Source organism: Pseudomonas sp. A-B-19, from assembly GCF_019947515.1.
Lineage (GTDB): Bacteria > Pseudomonadota > Gammaproteobacteria > Pseudomonadales > Pseudomonadaceae > Aquipseudomonas.
The window spans coordinates 1-23,138 of sequence record NZ_JAGYGN010000016.1 but is presented as its reverse complement, the minus strand read 5'-3'; the positions used below and the strand labels follow the sequence as shown (position 1 = coordinate 23,138).

Annotated in this window: 18 protein-coding genes and 2 rRNA genes; 13 read left to right on the top strand and 7 right to left on the bottom strand. The window is 59.4% G+C overall.

The features are described from left to right. Positions 1-32: 32 nt before the first annotated feature. From KGA81_RS18165 to KGA81_RS18145, 5 genes are all read left to right on the top strand, one after another. Positions 33-2,249, top strand: coding sequence for a DUF3604 domain-containing protein (locus tag KGA81_RS18165; protein ID WP_223547541.1), 2,217 nt, complete (start codon positions 33-35; stop codon positions 2,247-2,249). A gap of 511 nt (positions 2,250-2,760) precedes the next feature. Next, positions 2,761-3,612: a sugar phosphate isomerase/epimerase family protein gene (locus tag KGA81_RS18160; protein WP_223547540.1), complete on the top strand. Its 852-nt coding sequence runs from the start codon at positions 2,761-2,763 to the stop codon at positions 3,610-3,612. A 14-nt stretch (positions 3,613-3,626) separates the two neighbouring features. Beyond that, the gene (locus tag KGA81_RS18155; RefSeq protein ID WP_223547539.1) at positions 3,627-4,697 is read left to right on the top strand and encodes an isopenicillin N synthase family dioxygenase; all 1,071 of its coding nucleotides are present in this window, start codon (positions 3,627-3,629) and stop codon (positions 4,695-4,697) included. 45 nt (positions 4,698-4,742) lie between these two features. After that, a complete protein-coding gene (locus KGA81_RS18150; protein ID WP_223547538.1) occupies positions 4,743-5,537 on the top strand; it encodes an ABC transporter substrate-binding protein in 795 nt (264 codons plus the stop codon). 64 nt (positions 5,538-5,601) lie between these two features. Then, positions 5,602-7,149 carry an amino acid ABC transporter permease/ATP-binding protein gene (locus KGA81_RS18145; RefSeq protein WP_223547537.1) on the top strand — a complete coding sequence of 516 codons (1,548 nt, stop codon included), beginning with the start codon at positions 5,602-5,604 and terminating at the stop codon, positions 7,147-7,149. A gap of 318 nt (positions 7,150-7,467) precedes the next feature. Here the strand turns inward: KGA81_RS18145 and KGA81_RS18140 are convergent, their stop codons facing one another. The 5 genes from KGA81_RS18140 to KGA81_RS18120 are packed head-to-tail and all read right to left on the bottom strand — an operon-like array spanning position 7,468 to position 13,181. Next, on the bottom strand, positions 7,468-8,277 hold the full coding sequence (locus tag KGA81_RS18140; protein ID WP_223547536.1) for a class I SAM-dependent methyltransferase: 810 nt from the start codon (positions 8,275-8,277) through the stop codon (positions 7,468-7,470). Continuing rightward, positions 8,271-9,425 (bottom strand): acyltransferase family protein, encoded by a 1,155-nt coding sequence (locus KGA81_RS18135; protein WP_223547535.1) that lies wholly within the window; start codon positions 9,423-9,425, stop codon positions 8,271-8,273. The genes KGA81_RS18140 and KGA81_RS18135 overlap by 7 nt, the downstream gene beginning before the upstream one ends. Continuing rightward, positions 9,422-10,318 carry a class I SAM-dependent methyltransferase gene (locus tag KGA81_RS18130; protein WP_223547534.1) on the bottom strand — a complete coding sequence of 299 codons (897 nt, stop codon included), beginning with the start codon at positions 10,316-10,318 and terminating at the stop codon, positions 9,422-9,424. The genes KGA81_RS18135 and KGA81_RS18130 overlap by 4 nt, the downstream gene beginning before the upstream one ends. Beyond that, entirely contained in the window at positions 10,315-11,619 is a 1,305-nt protein-coding gene (locus KGA81_RS18125) for a glycosyltransferase (RefSeq protein WP_223547533.1), read from the bottom strand. The genes KGA81_RS18130 and KGA81_RS18125 overlap by 4 nt, the downstream gene beginning before the upstream one ends. Next, on the bottom strand, positions 11,613-13,181 hold the full coding sequence (locus KGA81_RS18120; RefSeq protein WP_223547532.1) for a glycosyltransferase: 1,569 nt from the start codon (positions 13,179-13,181) through the stop codon (positions 11,613-11,615). Before KGA81_RS18120 ends, KGA81_RS18125 begins: the two co-directional genes overlap by 7 nt. A gap of 423 nt (positions 13,182-13,604) precedes the next feature. On the opposite strand from KGA81_RS18120, the gene KGA81_RS18115 reads away from it, so the two are divergent. Genes KGA81_RS18115 through KGA81_RS18080 form a run of 8 tightly spaced genes read left to right on the top strand, consistent with a single transcriptional unit; the run spans position 13,605 to position 22,593 of the window. After that, complete coding sequence (locus KGA81_RS18115; protein ID WP_223547531.1) at positions 13,605-14,519, top strand: GDP-mannose 4,6-dehydratase; 915 nt, start codon at positions 13,605-13,607, stop codon at positions 14,517-14,519. After that, positions 14,516-15,487 carry a GDP-mannose 4,6-dehydratase gene (gene gmd / locus KGA81_RS18110; RefSeq protein WP_223547530.1) on the top strand — a complete coding sequence of 324 codons (972 nt, stop codon included), beginning with the start codon at positions 14,516-14,518 and terminating at the stop codon, positions 15,485-15,487. The genes KGA81_RS18115 and gmd overlap by 4 nt, the downstream gene beginning before the upstream one ends. A 3-nt stretch (positions 15,488-15,490) precedes the next feature. Beyond that, complete coding sequence (locus KGA81_RS18105; protein WP_223547529.1) at positions 15,491-16,933, top strand: mannose-1-phosphate guanylyltransferase/mannose-6-phosphate isomerase; 1,443 nt, start codon at positions 15,491-15,493, stop codon at positions 16,931-16,933. Then, positions 16,934-17,731, top strand: coding sequence for an ABC transporter permease (locus KGA81_RS18100; protein ID WP_223547528.1), 798 nt, complete (start codon positions 16,934-16,936; stop codon positions 17,729-17,731). Further along, positions 17,731-18,984, top strand: a complete 1,254-nt coding sequence (locus tag KGA81_RS18095; protein ID WP_223547527.1) for an ABC transporter ATP-binding protein — start codon at positions 17,731-17,733, stop codon at positions 18,982-18,984. Before KGA81_RS18100 ends, KGA81_RS18095 begins: the two co-directional genes overlap by 1 nt. Then, positions 18,981-20,348, top strand: a complete 1,368-nt coding sequence (locus tag KGA81_RS18090; protein WP_223547526.1) for a glycosyltransferase family 4 protein — start codon at positions 18,981-18,983, stop codon at positions 20,346-20,348. The genes KGA81_RS18095 and KGA81_RS18090 overlap by 4 nt, the downstream gene beginning before the upstream one ends. Further along, entirely contained in the window at positions 20,332-21,462 is a 1,131-nt protein-coding gene (locus KGA81_RS18085) for a glycosyltransferase family 4 protein (protein WP_223547525.1), read from the top strand. Before KGA81_RS18090 ends, KGA81_RS18085 begins: the two co-directional genes overlap by 17 nt. Continuing rightward, positions 21,463-22,593: a glycosyltransferase family 4 protein gene (locus KGA81_RS18080; protein WP_223547524.1), complete on the top strand. Its 1,131-nt coding sequence runs from the start codon at positions 21,463-21,465 to the stop codon at positions 22,591-22,593. A 170-nt stretch (positions 22,594-22,763) separates the two neighbouring features. Here the strand turns inward: KGA81_RS18080 and rrf are convergent. Together rrf and KGA81_RS18070 are read right to left on the bottom strand one after the other, a co-directional pair. Next, positions 22,764-22,879 (bottom strand): 5S ribosomal RNA (gene rrf, locus KGA81_RS18075). 153 nt (positions 22,880-23,032) lie between these two features. Then, positions 23,033-23,138: ribosomal RNA gene (locus KGA81_RS18070) — 23S ribosomal RNA — on the bottom strand; the annotation flags it as partial.

Below are 23,138 nucleotides of genomic sequence, written 5' to 3'. Positions count from 1 at the left end.
CCTGTCATTGCCGTATTCCGGAGACGTGGAATATGAAAAACCCTACACACTTCACCGCGCCAACACTGCTCGGTTACGCCGTGTTAACCGTCAGCACGCTGGCATTGGCAGAGGGCAACCCGGATCGCGAGGTTTACTTTGGCCAGACGCACTCGCATAGCTCCTGGTCGATTGATGCCTACCTGATCGGCAACCACCAGGTCGATCCCGAGCAGACGTACCAATACTCACTTGGGATGCCGATCAAGCATCCAATGGGGTTTGAAGTGCAACTCAAGGGGCGCCCGCTGGATTTCCATGGCGTGACCGACCATTCGGAATACGTGGGCGTGATCGCCCTGGCCAACGATCCGAAGTCAGACTTCAGCAAGCTGCCCATCGCGCAAAAGCTGATTGTCAAAACCCCGGAAGATTTCAATCGGGTGTTCAAATGGATCGCCGGCAGTTTGAGCCACCCGATCAAGGAGCTGATTGATCCGAAGGTTGCCGGCAATATCTGGCAGCAGAACATCGCCATCGCCGACAAGTACTACAAGCCCGGCAAGTTCACCACGTTTGTCGCCTATGAATGGACCTCAGCCCCCAACAATCAAAACATGCACCGCAATGTGTTTTTCCGCGACTCGAAGAAGGTGCCGGACATGCCCTTCACGGCCCTCGATTCGGACAAACCGGAGGATTTGTGGGGCTGGATGGACGACCAACGCAAAAAAGGCAACGAGGTGCTGGCAATCTCTCACAATGCCAACCTCAGCAACGGCCTGATGTTTCCGGTGGACGTGGATGACCGTGGCCGCCCCATCGATGCCGCCTGGGCCGAGACGCGGATGCGCAATGAATCCCTCACCGAAATTCACCAGGTAAAGGGCACCTCGGAAACCCATCCCGAACTGTCACCGACAGACGAATTTGCCAATTATGAAGTCATGAGTTTCCTGCTCGGCATCGACAACAGCACATCGAAAATCAATGGCAGTTACGTAAGGCAAGCCTGGCAAAACGGCATGGCTTTGCAGCAAGCTCGTGGATACAACCCTTACAAAATGGGCATTGTCGGCGCCAGCGACTCGCACAATGGGGTGATTCCTTATTCCCAGAGCTACAACTTCGGCTCCCACGGCTTTACCGACAGCACCCCGGCGGCGCGTCTTTCCGACAAACAGAACTCAGGGTTGACTGCCTTGCAAACCAGCACCTCCGGTCTGGCGGGTGTCTGGGCCGAAGAGAACACCCGTGAATCGATCTTCGATGCCATGAAGCGCAAAGAAGTCTATGGCACCAGCGGCGTACGCATTCCCGTGCGCATGTTTGGTGGCTGGGGCTTCGATAGCGGTTTGTGGAGTGAAAAGGACTGGGTGCATGCTGCCTACGCCAAGGGCGTTCCCATGGGCGGCGACTTGCCGGCAAAACAGGGCAAAGAGGCTCCGTCCTTCGTGGTGTGGGCGGTCAAGGATGTCGACGATGGCAACCTCGACCGAATCCAGATCATCAAGGGCTGGACCAAAAACGGCCAGACCTTCGAGAAGGTCTACGACGTCGCCTGGTCTGGTGATCGCCAACTGGACCAGGCCACCGGCAAAATCCCGCCGGTGGGCTCCACGGTCGATGTTTCCAAGGCGACCTACACCAATACGATTGGTGCCACCGAGCTGAAAAAAGTTTGGGTCGATCCGGATTTCGATCCGGCCCTGCACGCGTTCTACTACGCCCGCGTGCTACAGATTCCAACCCCGCGCTGGAGCACCTATGACGCGGCCAAGTTACAAGTGCCGCCGCCGGCCGATGTCTCGGCCACCGTCCAGGAACGTGCATGGACTTCGCCGATCTGGTACACGCCAACAGTTGAGGACAGCAAGCTTGTCGCTGCTGGCAAAACCATCGACCAGCTAAAAAACGAAGGCGCCAAAGCGCTCACTGACGAGCAGTTGCAAGCCTACGTGGTGGGTAAAACCATCAAGGTGCGCAATACCGTCACCGGTCAGACGTTCGAGATCGTCTATGGCACAGAAGGCCAACGCCTGGTCACCAGCGTCAATGGCAAGCCGCCTGCGCAAGGGGAATACCTGAATATGTTGCATGACGGCCAGTTTGGCGTGCCGGCCAAATATGAAATCAAGGACGGACATCTAGTGACAACACTCAGTGGCACCCCCTTCGAGGCCACAGTATTCGAGCAAAACGGCAAATACATGGCGGCTCGCAGCAACGAGTTCGGCTATGTGAATTACGAGGTTGAGGAGGTCAAGTAGCGCCGAAGCCAGTACCGATGCTCTGCATACATCGTTACTGGCAGATTGACGAGGACAGATATTGCCGTAGCTCAGAAAGAAAGCTGTTCGCGAATCGACCCCAATGTACTTACTCAGACATTGGTACTTGAATGGTCGCTGTTGCCGAAAGCAGTCATCGATGGAAGACCGCTTAGGGTCGCACGCGGCCCTTCGCGACAGGCACCGACCGGCCAAAAGCATCCCCTCAGCGGCCCGGTATCGCTTGGAAATCTTCAAAATGATGTCGTAACAACATCACCCCTCGCCAATAACCAACGTAGACACGTTCTCGCCGATAAAATCCCTCCTGGCAAGCGAGATAAATAGCTAGCTATTTGTTAGTGAAAGTCTGAAGTATTCATTTGAACTTTCAGATTCTTTCACCGCGCGGCCTGTGCCTAACATCGACTCCACAGCGAACCAGGCGCCTGGCAGCCTGGCGCCGTCGAAGTGCTTTTGCAGCAGGCCCTGGGATTTTTGAGGATCACCGATGAAGCTGGAAATTTTCCGCACGCTGTGGGGCTACACCGCCAGCAAGGCTCAGGTGCTCGAGGAGTTGCTGCACGCGGGCTTTGATGGCATGGAAGCACGCCTGCCACTGGACGCCCGTGAACGGGCCGGATTTGGCGCCTTTCTCCAGGCCAATCGCCTGGGTTACATCAGCACCGTCTTCACCGCGTACGACGTGCTGCCGGACCAGTCGGCGTCCCCTGCCGTCCACCTTGATGACCTCAACCAGAAACTCGCCTGGGCCGCCGAACTCGGCCCACGCTTCGTCAACGTGCTGGCAGGTAATGACCGCTGGTCCTTGCCACAGCAAGTGGAGTTTTTCGGCCAGGCGCTGGATCTGGCGCGCAAGCACGGCCAGGTCTGCAGCTTTGAAACCCACCGCTCGCGTTCGCTGTTCAACCCTTGGGTGACCCTGGAGTTGATCCGGCAATTGCCCGACTTGTTGTTCACCAGTGACATCAGCCACTGGGTCGTGACCTGCGAGCGCCTGTTGAATGACCCGGCCGATGACCTGAGCGCTTTCATCGAGCGGGTGCACCATGTCCAGGCCAGGGTCGGTTATGACCAGGGCCCGCAGGTTCCGCACCCGGCGGCGCCCGAATATGCAAAAGAACTGGCGTTCCATCAGCAGCACTGGGAAAGCATCTGGCGCTCGCAGCAAGCCCGCGGTTACCAGGTCAGCACCCTGACCCCGGAATTCGGCGCCGACGGCTACCTGCATCATTTGCCCTTCACCAATGTCCCGGTCGCCGACCTGTGGTCATTGAACGTGTGGATGGGCCAGACCGAGCGCGAACACTTCGAGCGTTTCAGCCACTCAAGCCATCCTTAGGGAGCCGATGCGTCATGCCTGACAATAAAAACAGCAGCGCCAGCACTGACACACACAAAGCCAACTTCAACAGCATTCCGGTGGTCAACATCGCCGGTCTGTTCAGCGTTGAACTGGAACACCGCCTGGCCGTGGCCGAACAATTGGGGCGCGCCGCCAGCGAGGTCGGGTTCCTCTATATCACCGATCACGGCATCGACCCGCAACTGATCGCCAACCTGCGCCAGGCTGCCAAGGACTTTTTCGACCAGCCCCTGGACACCAAGATGCGTCACTACATCGGCACCTCGCAAACCCACAAGGGCTTTGTACCCGAAGGCGAAGAGGTCTATTCCAAAGGCAAGCCGGACCACAAGGAAGCCTTCGACGTCGGCTTCGAAGTCCCGGCCGATGACCCGTTGGTGCTGGCCAACACCCCGTTGCTGGGGCCCAACGACTGGCCGCAGTTGCAAGGATTCAAGGCGTCGGTACAGGCCTACTATGCAGCCATCTTCGCCTTGGGCCGGCGCCTGTTCGGCGGCTTCGCCCTGACCCTGGGCCTGGAAGAAAACTATTTCGACAGCCTGGTCACCCGCCCACCATCCAAGCTGCGCCTGATTCACTACCCCTTCGACGGTGCCGCCCATGATGCACCGGGTCTTGGCGCCCATACCGATTACGAGTGCTTCACCATCCTTTTGGCCGACAAACCGGGCCTTGAGGTGATGAACAATCTTGGCCGATGGATCGATGCACCACCGATGGCCGATGCCTTTGTCGTGAACATCGGCGACATGCTGGAAGTGATGACGGCAGGCGCTTTCGTTGCCACTGCGCACCGGGTACGCAGCGTGAAGGAGGAGCGTTATTCCTTTCCGCTGTTTTATGCCTGCGACTATCACACCCAGATCAGACCGCTGCCCGGGTTCGCCCAGGCAGACAGCGGCTACGAAGAAATCACCATCGGCGAACACATGTATGGCCAGGCGTTGCAGACCTACCGGTATCTGCGCCAGAGGGTGGCCAACGGGGAAGTTCAACTGCCAGGCAAGGCACGCAAGCCCGCCAGTTTCGGACATTTGAAAAATCAGGCGCAACCGTCCTGATTGAAATTTTCAGCTACCCCCTACCTACGCCGGAGTCAGTAAATAATGAAAATCAACAAGAAAAACCTTTTGAACCTGGCTGTATTGGCAGCCGGCATGTTCGGTGCCTCGGTGAGCATGGCCGCGGCAGACACGCTCAAGGTCGGCATGGAAATCACCTACCCTCCTTTCGAATCCTACGACAAGGACAAGAATGTGGTGGGTTCGGACCCCGAGCTGGCAACGGCTCTGGCCAGGCAGATGAACGCCAGGGTGGAGTTCGTCGACACCAAGTTCCCGAGCCTGATCCTGGGGCTGAACTCCGGCAAGTACGATGCAATCATCTCCGGCATGTACATCACACCGGAGCGCCAGACCCAGGCCCAGACCATTGCCTATGCCAACACCGGCGCCGCGGTCATGGTGCCCAAGGGCAGCGAGATCAATGCGAAGAAGCCTGAAGACCTGTGCGGCTTGAAACTGGGCCTGGAACAGGGCACGACCTGGGTCAAGGAATTCAGGAAGCTGTCGGATGAATATTGTGTGCCGAACAACAAAGGTGCGATCACCGTCAGCGAGTACCCCTCGGCACCCGAAGTGACCCAGGCCCTGCTGTCCAAAAACATTCAGGCCCAGGTCGAAATCGCTGGCGCGGCAAAAATGATCGCGGAAAAGACCAATGGCCGGGTCGTGATCACCACCGAACACCCGATCTATCAGCAAACCCTGGGCATCTTCGTCAAGAAGGGTAACGACGAAACCTACCAGGCCGTGCAAAAGGCCTTCGAGGAGAGCAAAAAGAGCGGTGAATACGCCGCAATCCTCAAGAAATATGGCTTGGAAGAACCGACTGCCAACTAAGAACCTGTCCTTGTAGTCTGGTCATCTGCCGCCCCTGCACCGGGGCGGCAGATCGAGGTGCCCCATGCAATTCGATTGGTCGTATTTCTTCTCCCTGTTCTCCCTGCCGGACTTCTGGAATGCCTGCGTCACGGTGGTCCAGCTCAGTGCCCTGGCCTGGTTCATCGGCATGCTGCTGGGTTTTGTCCTGGCCACGGCCAAGCTGTCCCAATCGCCCTTGGTGCGCATTCCCGCAGCGGTCTACATCTGGTTCTTTCGCAGCATCCCGTTGCTGGTGCTGGTGGTGTTCGTCTACAACCTGCCGCAATTGTTTCCCGGTAGCGGATCGATTCTGTCCAACCCCTTCTACGCAGGTCTGCTGGCCCTGGTGGTTACGGAAGCGGCGTACATGGCGGAAATCCATCGTGGCGGCCTGATTTCCGTGGCCAAGGGCCAGAAGGAAGCCGGACGCGCGCTGGGTGTCGGCCTGCTGGGCATGCAACGCTTGATCGTGATCCCTCAGGCTTTCCGTATTTCGCTGCCCACCCTGATCAATGAATACATCACGGTGGTCAAGCTGACCTCACTGGTCTCGGTCATTTCCCTGACCGAAATCCTCACCGTCGGCCAACGCCTCTATGCCACCAACTTCCTGGTCATGGAAACCCTGGCCGCGGTGGGCGTCTACTACGTGTTGATCGTCACCGTGTTCGGCTATTGCCTGCAGCGCCTGGAGCGCTACCTGGACCTGAACTTGCGTAAGCCGCACACACTTGACGCGGCCACCATCGCCAGGTTCAAGGCCAGCGCCGAAGCGTTGCCCGACACGGCGCGCAAGGTAGCAGGCAGCAACGCGACGCCCATCCTGCAACTCAAGAACATCCAGAAGAGCTATGGCACGCACAAGGTGCTGCTGGGTATCGACCTGAATGTCGAATGCGGCCAGGTGGTCTCGATCATCGGGCCATCCGGCTCCGGCAAGACTTCGCTGATCCGCACGGTCAACGGCCTGGAAACCATCGATACCGGCGACATTCTGTTGTTCGGCGAAAAATTCATCGAGGCGTCGGACAAACCCAACAGCTCCCGCCTGCGCAAAGGCGTGCAGCACATCGGCATGGTGTTCCAGAGCTTCAACCTGTTCCCGCACCGCACCATTCTCGACAACGTCACCCTGGCACCGCGTTACCACGGCCAGGCGGGCGAGCTGAGTGAACATCGTGCCTATGCGCTACTGGACAAGGTCGGCCTGCTGGCCCATGCCCACAAGTACCCGCACCAGCTCTCCGGTGGGCAACAGCAGCGCGTGGCGATCGCTCGAGCCCTGGCGATGGAGCCGCAGATCATGCTGTTCGACGAGCCGACCTCGGCCCTCGACCCGGAACTGGTCAACGACGTGCTGAGCGTGATCCGCGACCTGGCCAAAGAAGGCATGACCATGCTGATCGTGACCCACGAAATGGACTTTGCCATGTCGATATCCGACCGGGTCGTGTTCATGGAGAACGGTAATATCCAACTGGATGCCGCACCTGAAACCATACGATGCGATGCCAAAGCAGAGCGAGTGCGGCGCTTCATGGGCATCAGTACCCGATTGCCAAGCCTGGCTGCAACGCTGGATCATGCATGAGCATGAGTGCAGCCACCTTGCGGGATGCTTTTTTTGTGCCTGGAATTCGCCCTTCAAAACATCACCACCCCCTGTGGGAGCGAGCTTGCTCGCGATCGCGGTGCATCAGTCAGCTCATATACTGAATGTGACACCGTCATCACGAGCAAGCTCGCTCCCACAGGGGATTGGGGGGGGGGGCATAAATCGCTGGCACAAAAAAAGCACCCCGTAGGGTTAATGCCGATCAGTTAAGCCGAGACATTGAACCCGTGGCGAGGGAGCTTGTCGATCCCTTGACTGATTGGCATTAGGCCTCGCCCGGGCGAGCGTTGCTGATCAGGTTTTACGCGCAATGATCACCTGACTTTTCGCCACCACGGCATCCAGCGCCTGCTTGATCTGTGCACCCCGCGGCGAGGCCAGGATCGCCTGCCAGGTATCCGCCCAGTGGTTGAGCAATGGATGGTCCGGGTTGCTGAAGTCGACCTTGGCTTCCCAGAACAACAGCATCCACATCGACCAGTAGAATCCGTACTGGCTATGGCTGATCACTTCCAGGCCGGCATCGCTGACCATGGCCTTGAACTGTTCTTCGCTGATGATGCGAATGTGGTTGGGCTTCTGGAAGTATTCGGCCGCCGCGATATCTTTCTGCAGGTCTTCGGAGCTGGGATGCGGGACGCTCAGCAGGTACAGCGCGCCCGGTTTGCCGACGCGCACCAGTTCCGCGAGGAACTGGGCCGGATCGTCCACGTGCTCGATGACCTCGGTGGACACCACCCGCGTGGCGGTCGCATCGGCAATCGGCAGCGGGTTGCAGTCGGTGACGTGGCATTCGACGTCGCGGGCCGGTGTATCGGTCAGGCGCTGGCGAGTCGCTTCGACCTTGGCTGCGTCGATATCGGCAACGATGATCTTTGCCCCGCGCCGGCCGCAGAATTGCACGTTGCCACCGTCACCACAGCCCACATCGATCAAGGTGTCGTCAGCCGACACCGGGAATCCGGTGAACAGTTCGCCGGTCTCCTGATTGAACCAGCCGCTGAGCATCGCGTCGTGCAGCCCGAGCATGTACGGATCGACCTTGTTTTGCACCGGGGCCGGAGCAGGTGTCGTCGACGTGAGTTTCTTCAAAAGGCTCAGCATGAGGTGGCTCCAGAGGATGTGACGGCGGTTCGGGATGTGCCGAGGCGCTGCACCAGCGTGGCGCCACGGTTGCGCATGGGCATTTCGATGAAACGGAAATTCAGTTCGCTGAGCAGCACAATCAGCCCGAAGGCGATCAGCAGCGTAAGCACGGGATGCCCGGCCGGACTCGGCAGGCCGGCGCTCTGCAGACGGAAAATCAATTCGCGAACCAGTTGCCAGGCCGGAATGTGAATCAGATAAATGCCGTAGGAACGGCTGCCAATCCACGCCATCAGCCGCTGCAATCCACCGGCGGGCAACAGGTAGTCGCGGTTATAGGAGGCAATCCAGACCAGCACCGCGCTGAGTATTGCGATCAAGCCGACGCGGTAATTGGCGGAGGTGAAACGGTCGGTAGCCATGAAGCTCAACAGCAATCCGAAAACGATGAGTGTCGACACCCCAGCCCAGGGCCGGTGCAAAAGCATCGGCTGCCAACGCCTGTAACTCGGCTGCACACTCCACATCGCCAACAGCACGCCAAGGCCCAGAGCGTCAGTACGAACCACCATCAGCAATATCGTGCGCGGCGCGAACAGTTGCACCGCGACCAGTACCAGCAACGCCCACACCAGATGTTTGCGGCATAGGAAAATCAGCAGCGGGAACAGCAGATAAAACTGCTCCTCCAGCGACAGGCTCCAGTATACGAAACTGCTGCCGTACTCGTAATGAAGGAGGCTGTCGGCAAAACGGAAATTGGCGTACTGCAACACCCCCGCCAGCGTGGCCTGAAGGTTAGCGTGCAACGTGCCGAACGTGCCGGAGCGGTTAAGAAACACGCACACCAGCAGCGTCAGCGCCAGCCACAACCAGGCCGATGGCAACAGGCGAAATACCCGTCGCAGCCAGAAATTGCGTGTCTGCTCCCAGTATTCCTGACGCGTGGTGCAGCCTTGCAGCGCCGGGATCAGGTTGCGGGCAATCACGAAGCCGGAAATGGCGAAAAACAGATCGACCCCCCACCACGGCTGCCCCCACGCATGGATTTTTTCAAGCAACGGTACAGGATCAGTGAACAGGTTGCCTCGCATGTGATGGAACAGTACGCCAAGCACCGCGATGGCCCGCAATACTTCGATATCCATGATTCGTTTGCTGCTCATGGCAAACCTCCATCAGTCAGAGGCTTGCGCGCGATGATCACCTGACTCTTGGGCATGAAACGGTCAAGCATCTGTTTGATCACCAATCCGTCAGGCTGCGTCAGCAAGTCTTGCCAGGTTCGGGCCCAGCTCTCCATCAGCGGTGGATACGGCGCATGGATGCGATCACGCACTGCACCGCTCAGATCCCGCCCGGCGGCGCGTTCACTGGCCCAGAAGAAGATCATGCCCATCACCCAGAAAAATCCGGTGGCCTGACGATGCTCGATCACAAGGCCCGCGCCCTCCACCAGCGCGGCAAAACGCTGCGCGGTGAAAATCTGCACATGGTTGGGTGACTGGTAATAACTGGCGGGGGCAATGCCTTGTTGCAAATGCTCGCCAACCGGCGCCGGCACGCTGAGCAGATACAGCGCGCCGGGGCGGCCCATGCGCACCAGTTCGGCCATGAACGGCTCAGGCTGCTCGATATGTTCAAGCACCTCCATGCACACCACTTTGCTCGCACAGCCGTCGGCCAGCGGTAATGGCAAGCTGTTGCTGACCAGCCCCAGATTCGGCTTGGCGGATTGCGCATCTACTTGCCTGCCGAGGTCGCGCACCTTGTCGTGCTCGCTGTCGGTGAAGATCACCGATGCGCCCTGGCGTACGGCAAACAAGGTCGCTGCGCCTTCGCCACAACCGACATCGAGCAAGGTGTCGTCCTCGGTGATGGCAAAGCCCTTGAGCAGTTCGCCGCTCTCGTTGAGAAACCAGCCATCCAGCACAGCGTCGTGCAGGCCGACATCCCGGGGCGAAAGGTTCGCCGGCAACGGTTCAGGCACAGGTATCGGTACGGGAGCCGGTGCGGGTTGCGGGGCGGGCAGCAAGCGTCTCAGTATCCGGCGGATCATGCTCCCGAAGCCTCGATGGCAGACTCGGCGCGACGCTCGAACAGCCGCTCGAAAAAACTCTGCAAGCGCTGTTCAGCCACGGCCTGGCTGCAAAACGCTTGCAAGCTGGCCACGGCCTGCACCGACATCTGCGCATAACGCTGCGGATCGTTTTTGGTCACTTCATAACTCGCCCGATAGGCTGTACACACTGACGTCCAGTTGGTCGCGTAACGCAGCGTACGGTAGGCCCCGCGCGGATCGTGCGGCCAGGCAGTAAGTTCGTCCGTGGACTCGATCAGGAACGCGTTGTCAGCACTCAGATAGTCGATCATCGCCGTCGTCAATGGCGCCACCGCCGGTTTGCCGCAGGACATGAACTCCATCAAAGGCAGGCACTGGCCTTCGCCGTAGGACGTATTGACCACATAGCGCGTCGCCTGTACCAGCCGCTCGTAGTCCGCGTCTGCGAGGTAACCGTAGATCAACACAATGCGGCAGCGGTAGGTCTGGTTTTTGTACAAGTGATGAAGGATGTCGCTGAGCGCCTCTTCAGCATCGTGATGGGTGAGTTTCAGCACCAGTGTTGCGTCTTCAATCTCACGGAACGTTGCGCAAAAGGCGCTGATCATGTCTTCCCAGTTTTTGCGTCCGTCGCTGGGATTGAACACAGAGGTGTAAACCACACCCTCGAGCAACAACTCTTGCTCGATGACCGGCGCCTGGAAGTCGAACCCCGTGTTACTGCCCACATCCGCGGATGCGAAGGCATTCAAGTCGAGCTGTCGACTATCGGCCACCAGGCCTTTGATCTTCAATCGCACGGAATCCGTCGGTGCCTGCCCTCTCAGTTGTTCACCGCGAGCCGCAAATCGGTCCCACACTGGCGCCGGTACCGCGACAATCGGGTAATCGGCGCCCATTGCCTCGTACACCGAGTTGACCGTGTAGCCGGAATGGGTAATCGCTGCCCCGCAGGCATTGAGCACTGTGCGCCAGTCGTTGCGCGGTTCGCCGGCAAACGGCTCATCAGGGATGGTGCTGAACTCCCAGGCGAACACCGGCAGGGTTGGGCAGGCCAGGTGCACAGGCGTACGATGCGGTGGCGAGAACGACAGGAACACGCAGGGCTCGCCACGGGCCAGGCATTGCGCGTACAGCGCATCGACTTCACGTTCCGGGTCAATCACTTCGATCACCCGCCCGAGGCGCTCAAGCACCGGACGATATTCCTTGAGCACGAAGAAATAGCTGTACTCCGAGCGGCCCAGATTCTGGGCAATGGTGTGCCGGTTGGTTTCCGAATGGATGATGATCAGCATGAGGCGTTATCCGTCACCGGGGCGGTATTACCGGCTTGTGGCACAAGCCCGAAAAAGTCGGCCATGCGCTGCTGCAGCGCGGGGGTCGCGCAGTAATCGTGCATGCGTTCGACAGCGGCAGCGGACATGCGCCGGTACTCCTGCGGCTGGGTCCTGGCCATCCGGTAGCTGTTTTCATAGGCGCTTTTCAGCGACCCCCAGTCCGGCCGATGGCGCAACGTGCGAAAGAGAATGCGGGTGTCTTGAGGCCAGGTGGTCAGCTCTTCGCTGGACTTGACCACGAACGCCACCGAGTCGTCGATATAGTCTTGCATCGCCGTGTGATCGGGGGCGATCACCGGTTTGCCGCAGGCCATGAATTCCATCAGCGGCAGACACAGGCCTTCGCAGTGCGAGGCGTTGACATAGAAACTGGCGCCCTTGTAAAGCTGCGCGTATTGCTGATCATCCAGATAACCGTGGACCATCACCACCCGACAGGCAAACGGTGCCAGTTGCGCCAGCGGGGTCATCAAATGGCCGTAGCAGATTGCCAGATCGCGCTGGGTGATTTTCAGCACCAGCGTAGCGTCGGGGGTATCACGGAACGCCCAGCAGAAAGCGGTAAGAATCTGAAGCCAGTTCTTGCGCCCATCCGTGGGGTTCAGAACGGCAACGTAGACCACGCCGTCGACGGTGGTTTCAACCACTGAAGAAGTGTCCGGCAGGTCCCGCGGAGGCGGCTCGGCCACCACCGGTACCGCCTGCGGGCCGGCGATATCGGGCAGTCGCTGGCCGAGCCAGTCGTGCACTTTGTCCGGCAGCAGATCCCGAACCCCTTCCCAGTACCAGTTGTGCAGAAACTTCACCCGTGGCACCGGCTCCGCTTGCTCGCGACCCAGATCCAGCGCCCACAGACGCAGGTAGTGGCGGGCAATGACGTAACGTCGCTTCAGGGTCAGCGGCGGCGGTCTCGATGCTTCGAGTTCGGCTTCCTGTTCCGGCGTCGGTGGTTTTGGCAACAGGTTATCGGGGCTCAGGCTCAACTGGCGTGAATCGAAGATGCAGCCTTTGACGGTCAGGGTCACGCCGGCATTGACCGGCGCACTGACGTGCTGCTCACGAATTGCCGCGAAGTTTTCCCACAACGGCGTCGGCAACACCAGCACCGGGAAGTCCTCCCCCATGGCCCGACGAATCGCCCGGGCCGTGTGACTGGAGAGCGTGATCACCCGGCCCTGCCGCGCCAGCATTTGCGTCCAGTCCTGGCGCGGGTCGTTATCCCATTGTTCATCGGGAATCGAATCGAACTCCCAGGCCACCACGCAGATCGTCGGGCACGCAAGGTCGTTCGGGGTTTTCTGCGGCGGGGCGAACGACAGGAACAGGCTGTCTTCGCCGGCGGCCAATAACTGTCTGTAGAGCGGATCGACCTCGGCGGTGGAGGACACCACATGCACTCGTCCAAGGCTCTCGAGCACCGGGCGATAGGCCTTGAGCACGAAGTAGTAACTGTACTCGGGACGGCCGAGACTCTGGCTGATGGAGCTGTCGTTGACGTCGGAGTAAAGAATGAAATTCATGGCATCCCACGGTGACGCCGCCATCCCGGCGGCCTCACGCTATGACGGGGAGAACACGGTTCGAGTCAGTGTTACTGGCACTCGTCCATCGTCCTGCTGCCCGTCTTCGTTCTTGTTTTAGTGGTCAGTTTCTCGCAGTTTCGAAGCGACGCTGGCGAACCCCGGATAATCGTGACCAGGGGCATTCTAAACACATCCATCGAGGGTTCGTGAACCGCCCGGCGAGAATAAATCGGGCTACGCTGAGGAGAACTTATCAGTCACTTTTGGACTTGTTGAAATTGCAGAGCAAATGGCACAGATTGGCTACCAAACAACTACAACAAACATTTCACCTGTCTTTCGAGCGATCATATCGACTCGTGAAACCTTTCCATGAAGACCGTGGAAACTGGATGAAATGCATGACCAAGGGGTCGCTGTTTGAAAAAGCGTCTGTTTGTCACGGGGCTGACCGGATTCGTCGGACAACACGTCCAATTGCGATTGCAGGCTGATGCCTCGGAATGGGAAATTCTGGTGGCGCCTGACCGCTACGATCTCGCCGCGCCGGACAGCCTCGAAAGCCTGTGGCCGCAAATGCCTGATGCGGTGATTCACCTGGCCGGCCAGACTTTCGTCCCGGAGGCCTTTCGTGATCCGGCGCGCACCCTGAGCATCAACCTGCTGGGCACCCTGAACCTGCTGCAAGCCCTCAAGGCGCGCGGCTTCACCGGCACATTTCTGTACGTCAGTTCCGGTGATGTCTATGGCCAGGTTACCGAAGAGCATCTGCCCATCACTGAATTGCAGCCACCCTGCCCGCGCAATCCCTATGCCGTGAGCAAACTGTCGGCAGAGTTCCTGAGTTTGCAATGGGGCCTGAGCGAAGGCTGGCCGGTACTGGTCGCCCGCCCGTTCAACCACATCGGCACAGGGCAGAAAGACAGCTTCGCCATCGCCAGCGCCGCCCGTCAGATCTGCCGGATCAGGCAAGGCCTGCAAGGGCCACGACTGGAGGTCGGGGACATCGATGTCACACGCGATTTCCTTGATGTCGCGGACGTGGTCTCGGCCTACCTGGCCTTGCTGGAGAAAGGCACACCGGGGCAGGTCTACAACATTTGCTCGGGGCGCGAGCAGAGCATTCGCAGTTTGATCGAGCAAATGGCAGGTATTGCCGAGGTCGACCTGCAATTGGTCCAGGACCCCGCGCGACTTCGCCGCGCGGATCAGCGCCGGGTGTGTGGCAGCCCTGCCAGGCTGATGCAGACCACCGAATGGAAGCCTGAAATCACAACACAACAATCCCTGCGGGCGATCCTGTCCGACTGGGAGAAGCGAGTACGACAAGAATGACTAAAAGTGCATTGATCACAGGTATCACCGGCCAGGATGGCGCGTATCTGGCCAAACTGCTGCTCGACAAGGGCTACAAAGTCCACGGCCTGGTGGCGCGTCGCAGCAGCGACTCGCGCTGGCGCCTGCGTGAGATGGGCATCGAGGCGGACATCGTCTACCTGGACGGCGACATGGCCGATGCCTGTTCAGTGCAGCGCGCAGTGATCAAGTCGGCGCCGGACGAGGTCTATAACCTCGCCGCGCAAAGCTTTGTCGCGGCCTCCTGGGATCAACCGGTGACCACCGGCATCGTCGACGGTCTGGGCGTTACCCACCTGCTCGAAGCGATTCGTCAGTTCAGCCCGCACACGCGTTTTTACCAAGCGTCCACCAGCGAAATGTTCGGCCTGATCCAGGCCGAACAGCAGGACGAGAACACGCCGTTCTATCCGCGCAGCCCGTATGGCGTAGCCAAGTTGTACGGCCACTGGATCACCGTGAACTACCGCGAGAGCTTCAACCTGCACGCCAGCAGCGGCATCCTGTTCAACCATGAATCACCGCTGCGCGGCATCGAGTTCGTCACACGCAAAGTCACCGACGCCGCCGCCCGGATCAAGCAGGGCAAGCAGCATGAACTGCGTCTGGGCAACATCGACGCCAAACGCGACTGGGGCTTTGCCGGAGATTACGTCGAAGCCATGTGGCTGATGCTGCAACAGGACAAACCCGACGACTTCGTGGTGGCCACCGGCGTGACCACCACCGTGCGCGAGATGTGCCGGATCGCCTTCGATCATGTGGGCCTGAACTACCGCGACTATGTGAAGATCGACCCGGCGTTCTTCCGCCCGGCCGAAGTGGAAGTGCTGCTCGGCAACTCGGCCAAGGCCCAGCGTGTGCTGGGCTGGAAACCCAAAACCGATCTGGATGCCTTGATCCGCATGATGATGGATGCGGACATGAAACGCGTCGCCAAGGAGTAGGCCATGCTGATTCCCGTGATTCTCTCCGGCGGTGCCGGGACCAGGTTGTGGCCGGTGTCCCGTGAGGGCCATCCCAAACCCTTCATGGCCTTGCCCGACGGCCAGTCGCTGCTGGGCAAGACCTATCGGCGGGCCGCGGACCTGCTCGACGGCTGGGGCGATATCGTCACAGTGACCAACCGCGAGTACTACTTCCAGAGCAAGGATCACTTTCGGGACGCGCACCTTGGCCGACATCGCGGGCACTTCCTGCTGGAGCCGACGGGTCGCAATACGGCGCCGGCCATTGCCGCCGCCGCCCTCTCCCTGCAGGCCCTGCATGGCGACGACGCGATCATGCTGGTGATGCCCGCCGACCACTTGATCGTCAATGTCGACGCACTGAAGGACGCGGTCGAGCATGCCGTGACATTGGCCAGGCGTGGTCATCTGGTGACCTTCGGGGTGGTGCCGACCGCTCCGGAAACCGGTTTTGGCTACATTGAAGCCGGCACATCACTGGACGATAAGGGCGCTGCCAGCGTGCGGCGCTTCGTCGAAAAACCAGACCTGCAAACCGCGACGCATTATCTGGAAAGCGGCAACTTCCTGTGGAACTCCGGGATGTTCTGCTTCTCGGTCGCCACCCTGCTGGCCGAGCTGAAAACCCATGCTCCCGACCTGCTGGAGCAGACGCAGAGCTGCATGGCCGCCAGCGCTCCCGTGGAAAACGCCGGGGATGTACAACAGGAACTGTCACCGACCCTGTTTGGCGAAATCATGGATATTTCCATCGACTACGCATTGATGGAGCGCTCCGACAAGGTGGTGGTCGTGCCGGCCCGTTTCGACTGGAGCGATATCGGCTCCTGGGGTGCGGTGGCCGCGCTGGTACCGGCGGATGCGCAGAACAACCGCGCCGTCGGCGAGTCGATATTCATCGACAGCCACAACAATTTCGTCCAGAGCGATAACCGTCTGGTGGCGACCGTGGGCGTGGATAACCTGATCATCGTCGACACCGCCGACGCGGTGCTGGTGGCCCACGCCGACCGCGCCCAGGATGTGCGCCGGGTGGCCAGGCAGCTCAAGGAAAAAGAGCACGAAGCCTATCGCCTGCACCGTACGGTCAGCCGGCCATGGGGCACCTACACCGTGCTCGAGGAAGGCCCGCGCTTCAAGATCAAACGCATCGTGGTCAAGCCCGGCGCCAAGTTGTCGTTGCAGATGCACCACCATCGCAATGAACACTGGGTGGTGGTCGAAGGCATGGCCAAGGTCACCAACAACGGCACCGGCACGCACCTGGTGGCCAAGAACGAATCGACCTTCATTGCTGCCGGGCACAAGCATCGCCTGGAGAATCCCGGCGTGATCGATCTGGTGATCATCGAGGTGCAAAGCGGCGAATACCTGGGAGAGGACGACATTGTCCGCTTCGAAGATCAATACGGCAGGACGGTTTGAATGCTGCTTTCCCTTTACCGCACGCTGGGCAGCTATCGAGGGTTCATTCTCGGTAGCGTCCAGCGAGAATTTCAGGCGCGTTATCGCAATTCGTTGTTCGGTGCCCTGTGGACCGTGCTCAATCCGCTGTCGATGATCATTGTCTACACCGTGATTTTTTCCCACATCATGCGCGCGCGTTTGCCAGGGGTAGATGACGGCATGGCCTACAGCATCTACCTCTGCGCCGGGTTGCTGACCTGGGGCTTGTTCGCAGAGATCACGGTGCGCAGCCAGAACATGTTTCTGGATAACGCCAATCTGCTGAAAAAAATCAGCTTTCCACGGATCTGCCTGCCGGTGATCGTGCTGTTGAATGCCGGGATCAACTTCGCAATCATCATCGGCCTGTTCCTCGGCTTTCTGTTGATCACCGGTCGCCTGCCGGGCCTGGCGCTGTTGGCGCTCATTCCTCTGCTGGCGTTACAGGTGATGTTCTGTGCCGGGTTGGGGATCATTCTTGGCGTACTGAATGTGTTTTTTCGCGATGTCGGGCAGTTTTTCGCCATCTGCCTGCAATTCTGGTTCTGGCTGACGCCAATCGTTTACCCGATGAGCATCCTGCCCGACTGGGTGCAGCGCTTGCTGCAACTCAACCCCCTGACCAACCTGATCACCAGCTACCAGAACATCTTCCTGTACGGCGCATGGCCCGTCTGGAGTTCGCTGCTGCCGATCATGGTCGCCAGCGTATTGCTCTTCGTCATTGGCCTGCGGCTGTTCCGGCAGAGGGTCGGTGAAATGGTGGATGAACTCTGATGGGGCACATACGCGTCACCGGACTGGGCAAGGCCTATAAACAATACCCTACCCGCTGGAGCCGACTGGCCGAGTGGCTGATCCCGTTTTCGCCGATCCGTCATCGCCAGCATTGGGTGCTGCAAGACGTGACCTTCCAGATTGCCCCCGGAGAATCGGTGGGCATCGTCGGGGTCAACGGCGCCGGCAAGAGCACCTTGTTGAAGATGATCACCGGCACCACCCAACCCACCTGCGGCACCATTGAGCTGGAAGGCCGCGTCGCTGCCCTGCTGGAATTGGGCATGGGTTTTCATGCGGACTTTACCGGCCGGCAGAATGCGGTCATGGCCGGGCAACTACTGGGCATGCAGGTCGAAGAAATAGAAGCGTTGATGCCGCAAATCGAACGTTTCGCGGAAATAGGCGACGCCATCGACCACCCGGTGCGCACCTATTCCAGCGGTATGCAAATGCGCCTGGCGTTCAGCGTGGCCACCGCGCGGCGCCCGGACATTCTGATCGTCGACGAAGCACTGTCGGTGGGCGACGCCTACTTTCAGCACAAAAGTTTCGACCGCATCCGCAGCTTTCGCAAAGCCGGCACCACGCTGTTGATCGTCTCCCATGACCGCTCGGCGATTCAGTCGATCTGCGACTCGGCGATCCTCCTGGAAAACGGCCACATGGCCATGCACGACACCCCCGAAACCGTCATGGATTACTACAACGCCCTGCTCGCCGAGCGCGAAGGACAGACCGTGCGCCAGGAGGCCCTCGCTGGCGGCCAGGTCAGTACCATTTCGGGAACGGGTGAAGCCAGGATTCTGAGCGTGCGCCTGCTCGACCAACAGGAACGCTCCATCGACGCCGCCGAAGTCGGCCAGCCGGTCGTGCTGGAGGTGAATGTCGAGGTTCGCCAGGACATCGAACGGCTGGTACTGGGCTTCATGATCAAGGATCGCCTGGGCCAGGCGATGTATGGCATCAACACCCATCGCCAGGATCAGGCACTGACCGATCTGCAGGCTGGCGAGCGCGTGAGTTATCGCTTTGCGTTCGTCATGGGGCTGGGCAAGGGTAACTATTCCGTAGCGTTGAGCTTGTCACGCCTGGATTCGCACCTGGACCGCAACTTCGAATGGCGCGATTACGGATTGGTGTTCCATGTGATCAACAACCGCCAGGAAGATTTTGTCGGCTGCTCGTGGCTGGCCGCGAAGACCACCGTCACGCGCTCGAGCGCGCCGGTCACCTCGGGGAGCACGCCATGACGCGTCTTTTGGTGGAATGCACGCACGTATTCCAGCACCCCAAGGTCAATTCGGGCATCCAGCGGGTGGTGCGCAACGTCGTCAACCAGCTACCGGAATCGGTCGACGGTGTTGAATGCATCCCGGTTGTGATGCTCAAGGGCAAGCTCTATCGGGTATTGAAACTCGGCGCGCTGAACATTCCGTTTTTCGATCCGTTGATGACGTTCGGCGGGCGCCTTGGCCGGCTGGCACATCGTTTCTGGCAATGGCACCAGCGGCTCGATAAACACCTGGCATCACGGCTCGCCCGGCGCGTGGCATACGTGGCCTATCGACTGACAGCGCTGACCTGCTTCAGCGTGCCGCTGCGCCTGATCGACCAGCTCGATCAGTATCAACTGCCCAAACGTTGTACGCCGTTGCAACACCAACCGGGGGATCAACTGGTGCTGCTGGACTCGTCCTGGCACACCGACTTTTTCCCGTTTGTCGAACAGCTCAAACGTGAAGACGTGGGTATCGTTTCAGTCATCTACGATTTGATTCCCCTGACTCACCCGCAATTCTACGACTCACGGCTGGTGCAGGTGTTCAACGAGTGGTTCGACTGGGTCACCCAAACCGCCGATGGCTACGTGGCGATTTCCGCCACGGTGCGTGACCAGGTGCGTGAGGAAGTTCAGCGCCGTCTGGGCTGCGCCAAGGCCACCGGGTTGTGGTTCGATTATTTCCACCTGGGCTCCGAACTCGATCTGAGGGAAGTCGACGCCGCCGTGGAACCGCGTCTTGCCCGGCTGTTCGCGACATCGGAACCGGTGTTTTTGATGGTCAGTACCATCGAGCCGCGCAAGAACCACGCCTACCTGCTGGACGCCTTCGAACGAGCCTGGGCGGCAGGCTCCAAGGCCCGGCTGTGCATTGCCGGGCGGGTTGGCTGGAAGTGCGACGCGCTGCTGGCCCGGGTCCGTAATCACCCGCAGCTGAATCAACGACTGTTCATGTTCAATGACCTGAGCGACACCAGCCTCGAACATGCCTACACCCACGCCAGCTCACTGGTGTTTCCGTCTTTCGTGGAAGGCTTCGGCCTGCCCCTGGTAGAAGCCATGCAGCGTGGGCTGCCGGCCATGGGCAGCGACATCGCGGTCTTTCGCGAAATCGGCGGCGAGTTCATGGCGTACTTCGATCTGGCAGAGCCACAAAGCCTGGCTGATCTGGTCATCGGTTTCGAGAGCAGCGGTCAATTCCCGGCCACTCGCGACGTCGCGCACTGGCACTGGATCGGCTGGCGTGAAGCCAGTGCGCAACTGGCTTCACGCACCCTGCGCAATCTCCCGGATGTGCCGCTCGAACAAGAGAAGCAACATGCGCATTGCCCTTAACGCCCGCATCCTCCAGGCGCCGCGCACCGGCATCGGCCACTACGTCGCCGAACTGGCGAATGCCCTGGCGGGTGAACCGGATATTGAACTGGCGCTGTTTCATGGCTGGGGCTGGAGTGATGTGCTGCCGCAAGCGGCCATGCCCGGTTATTCCCGACTGACGCCCTTGCTGCGGCAGATTCCGGGGGCCTATCAGGCCCGACGGTGGCTGGAGCAGAAACGCTTCGATCAGGGCCGCACGCAAGCCATCGACCTCTACCACGAACCGAGTTTGTGGCCGCTGTCGTTCGACGGTCCGACCGTCATCACCCTGCATGACCTGACTCACCTGCACTATCCTGAAACGCAGCCACCAGCGCGCTTGCGAGAAATCGAACGGCGCGTGGCCGACGGCGTGCGACAGGCAAGCCTGATTCTGACCGACTCGCAGTTCATTGCTGACGAAGCCCAGGCACATTTCGGGTTACCGGCCGAGCGATTTGTCGTCGCCCCGCTCGGTGTAGCCGCGCGTTTTCACCCGCGGTCCCCCGAGACTATCGACACCGTACTCAAGACCCATGGCGTCGAAGCGCGGGAATACTTCCTCTGTGTCGGCACCCTGGAACCGCGCAAGAATCTGTCCCTGGCCCTGCGCGCCCACGCCCGATTGCCGGAATCGCTCCGTCAGCGTTTTCCTTTGCTGATCGTCGGCATGGCCGGCTGGCAGCACGAGCAGTTCAGCGAAGAATTGCACCAGGCCCTGGCCAGCGGTCATGTCTGTTTGCTGGGCTATCTGCCTGACGAGCACGTTGCACAACTGTTGGCCGGCGCCCGGGCATTGATTTTTCCGTCGCTTTACGAAGGTTTTGGCCTGCCGGTGCTGGAGGCCATGGCCTGCGGCACGCCGGTCATTCTGACCAGGCGTTCGGCCATGCCCGAAGTGGCAGGTTCTGCAGGTAACTATGTTGAACCGGATGAAACCGACGGTTTGTGTGATGCGATGAGTCGTCTGATCGAGGATCCAGCGCATTGGCAGGCATGCCGGGAAGACGGATTGCTACAGGCAAGGCTTTTTTCCTGGGAACGCTGCGCGCAAGTCACGGCCAGCGCTTATCGCCAGGCAATGGGAGGTTGAATGCGAGTTCTTCATTTTTTCAAGACGTACCTGCCTGACTCGGTCGGCGGGATCGAACAAGTGATTTTCCAGTTGTGCGAAAGCGGTGCCCTGCACGGTGTTGAAGGCAAGGTACTGACACTCAGTGCCGATCCGACAACGCCGGTGGTACAGCTCGGTCATCATGAAGTCCATCGGGCCAAACTCGACATTCAGTTCGCCTCCACAGGGTTTTCCTGGAGCGTCTTCAAACAGTTTCGCGAGTTGGCAGCCGAAGCCGACGTGGTCAATTACCACTTTCCCTGGCCGTTCATGGACCTGGTGCATTTCGCCAGCGGCCTGAACAAACCCAGCGTGGTGACGTACCACTCGGACATCATCCGCCAGAAAAACCTGCTCAAACTTTACCGGCCGCTGATGAATCGCTTTCTGCACAGCGCCGACCGGATCGTCGCTGCATCGCCCAATTACCTGCACACCAGTGATGTGCTGCAACAGTTTCAGCACAAGACCCGAGTGATTCCCTATGGGCTGAACAAGGCAGGTTACCCGCAGCCGGACAGCAATCGAACGGCCCACTGGCGGCAAAAGCTCGGCGACAAGTTTTTTCTGTTTGTCGGTGTGATGCGCTACTACAAAGGTTTGCACATCCTGCTCGACGCCCTGAAGAACCTGGATTACCCGACAGTGATTGTCGGTGCCGGCCCACTGGAAGCAGAGCTGCATGCCCAGGCGAGCGCCCTGGGTTTACGCAATGTTCACTTCCTCGGGCGTCTGGGGGACGAGGACAAGGTAGCGCTACTGCAACTGAGCTACGCCATCGTGTTCCCGTCGCACCTGCGCTCCGAAGCCTTCGGCATTTCGCTGCTTGAAGGCGCGATGTATGGCAAACCGATGATCTCCAGTGAGATTGGCACTGGCACCAGCTACATCAACATCCATGACGAGACCGGGCTGGTGGTGCCGCCGAGCAATCCATTGGCGTTCCGTGAGGCGATGCGCACGCTGTGGGAAAACCCGGTGCTGGCGGCGCAAATGGGCGAGAAGGCGCAGGCCCGTTATCAAAATCTGTTTACGGCAGACGAAATGGGTCGCAAATGGACGGCCTTGTATGAGGAACTGCTGGAGGAAAAAGCCCTCGCCTACGCATGAGCATCCATGATGCCGGTGTAGGAGCTCGCTCGCGATGGTCGTCAACGCTGACGCTGGCTGCCTGGGGCCACCAGGGGGGTCCTGGCGTTGTTCGCGAGCGAGCTCGCTCCACAGGGACCGGAAAAACAAAACCCCTACCTGCATGCGCAGATAGGGGTTTTGGAATTTAATCTTGACGATGACCTACTCTCACATGGGGAAACCCCACACTACCATCGGCGATGCATCGTTTCACTGCTGAGTTCGGGATGGGATCAGGTGGTTCCAATGCTCTATGGTCGTCAAGAAATTCGGGTACCGAAACGTCTTTCGACGGTTCAGCAAATTGGGTATGTGACAGCTTTCGGTGTTTTGTGAGCGTCGAACTTTCGGTTCATTGCGTCTTCACACACCGCAATCTGATGCTTCTTTCGAAGTAGGCAGATTGCTTGGGTGTTATATGGTCAAGCCTCACGGGCAATTAGTATTGGTTAGCTCAACGCCTCACAGCGCTTACACACCCAACCTATCAACGTCGTAGTCTTCGACGGCCCTTCAGGGGACTC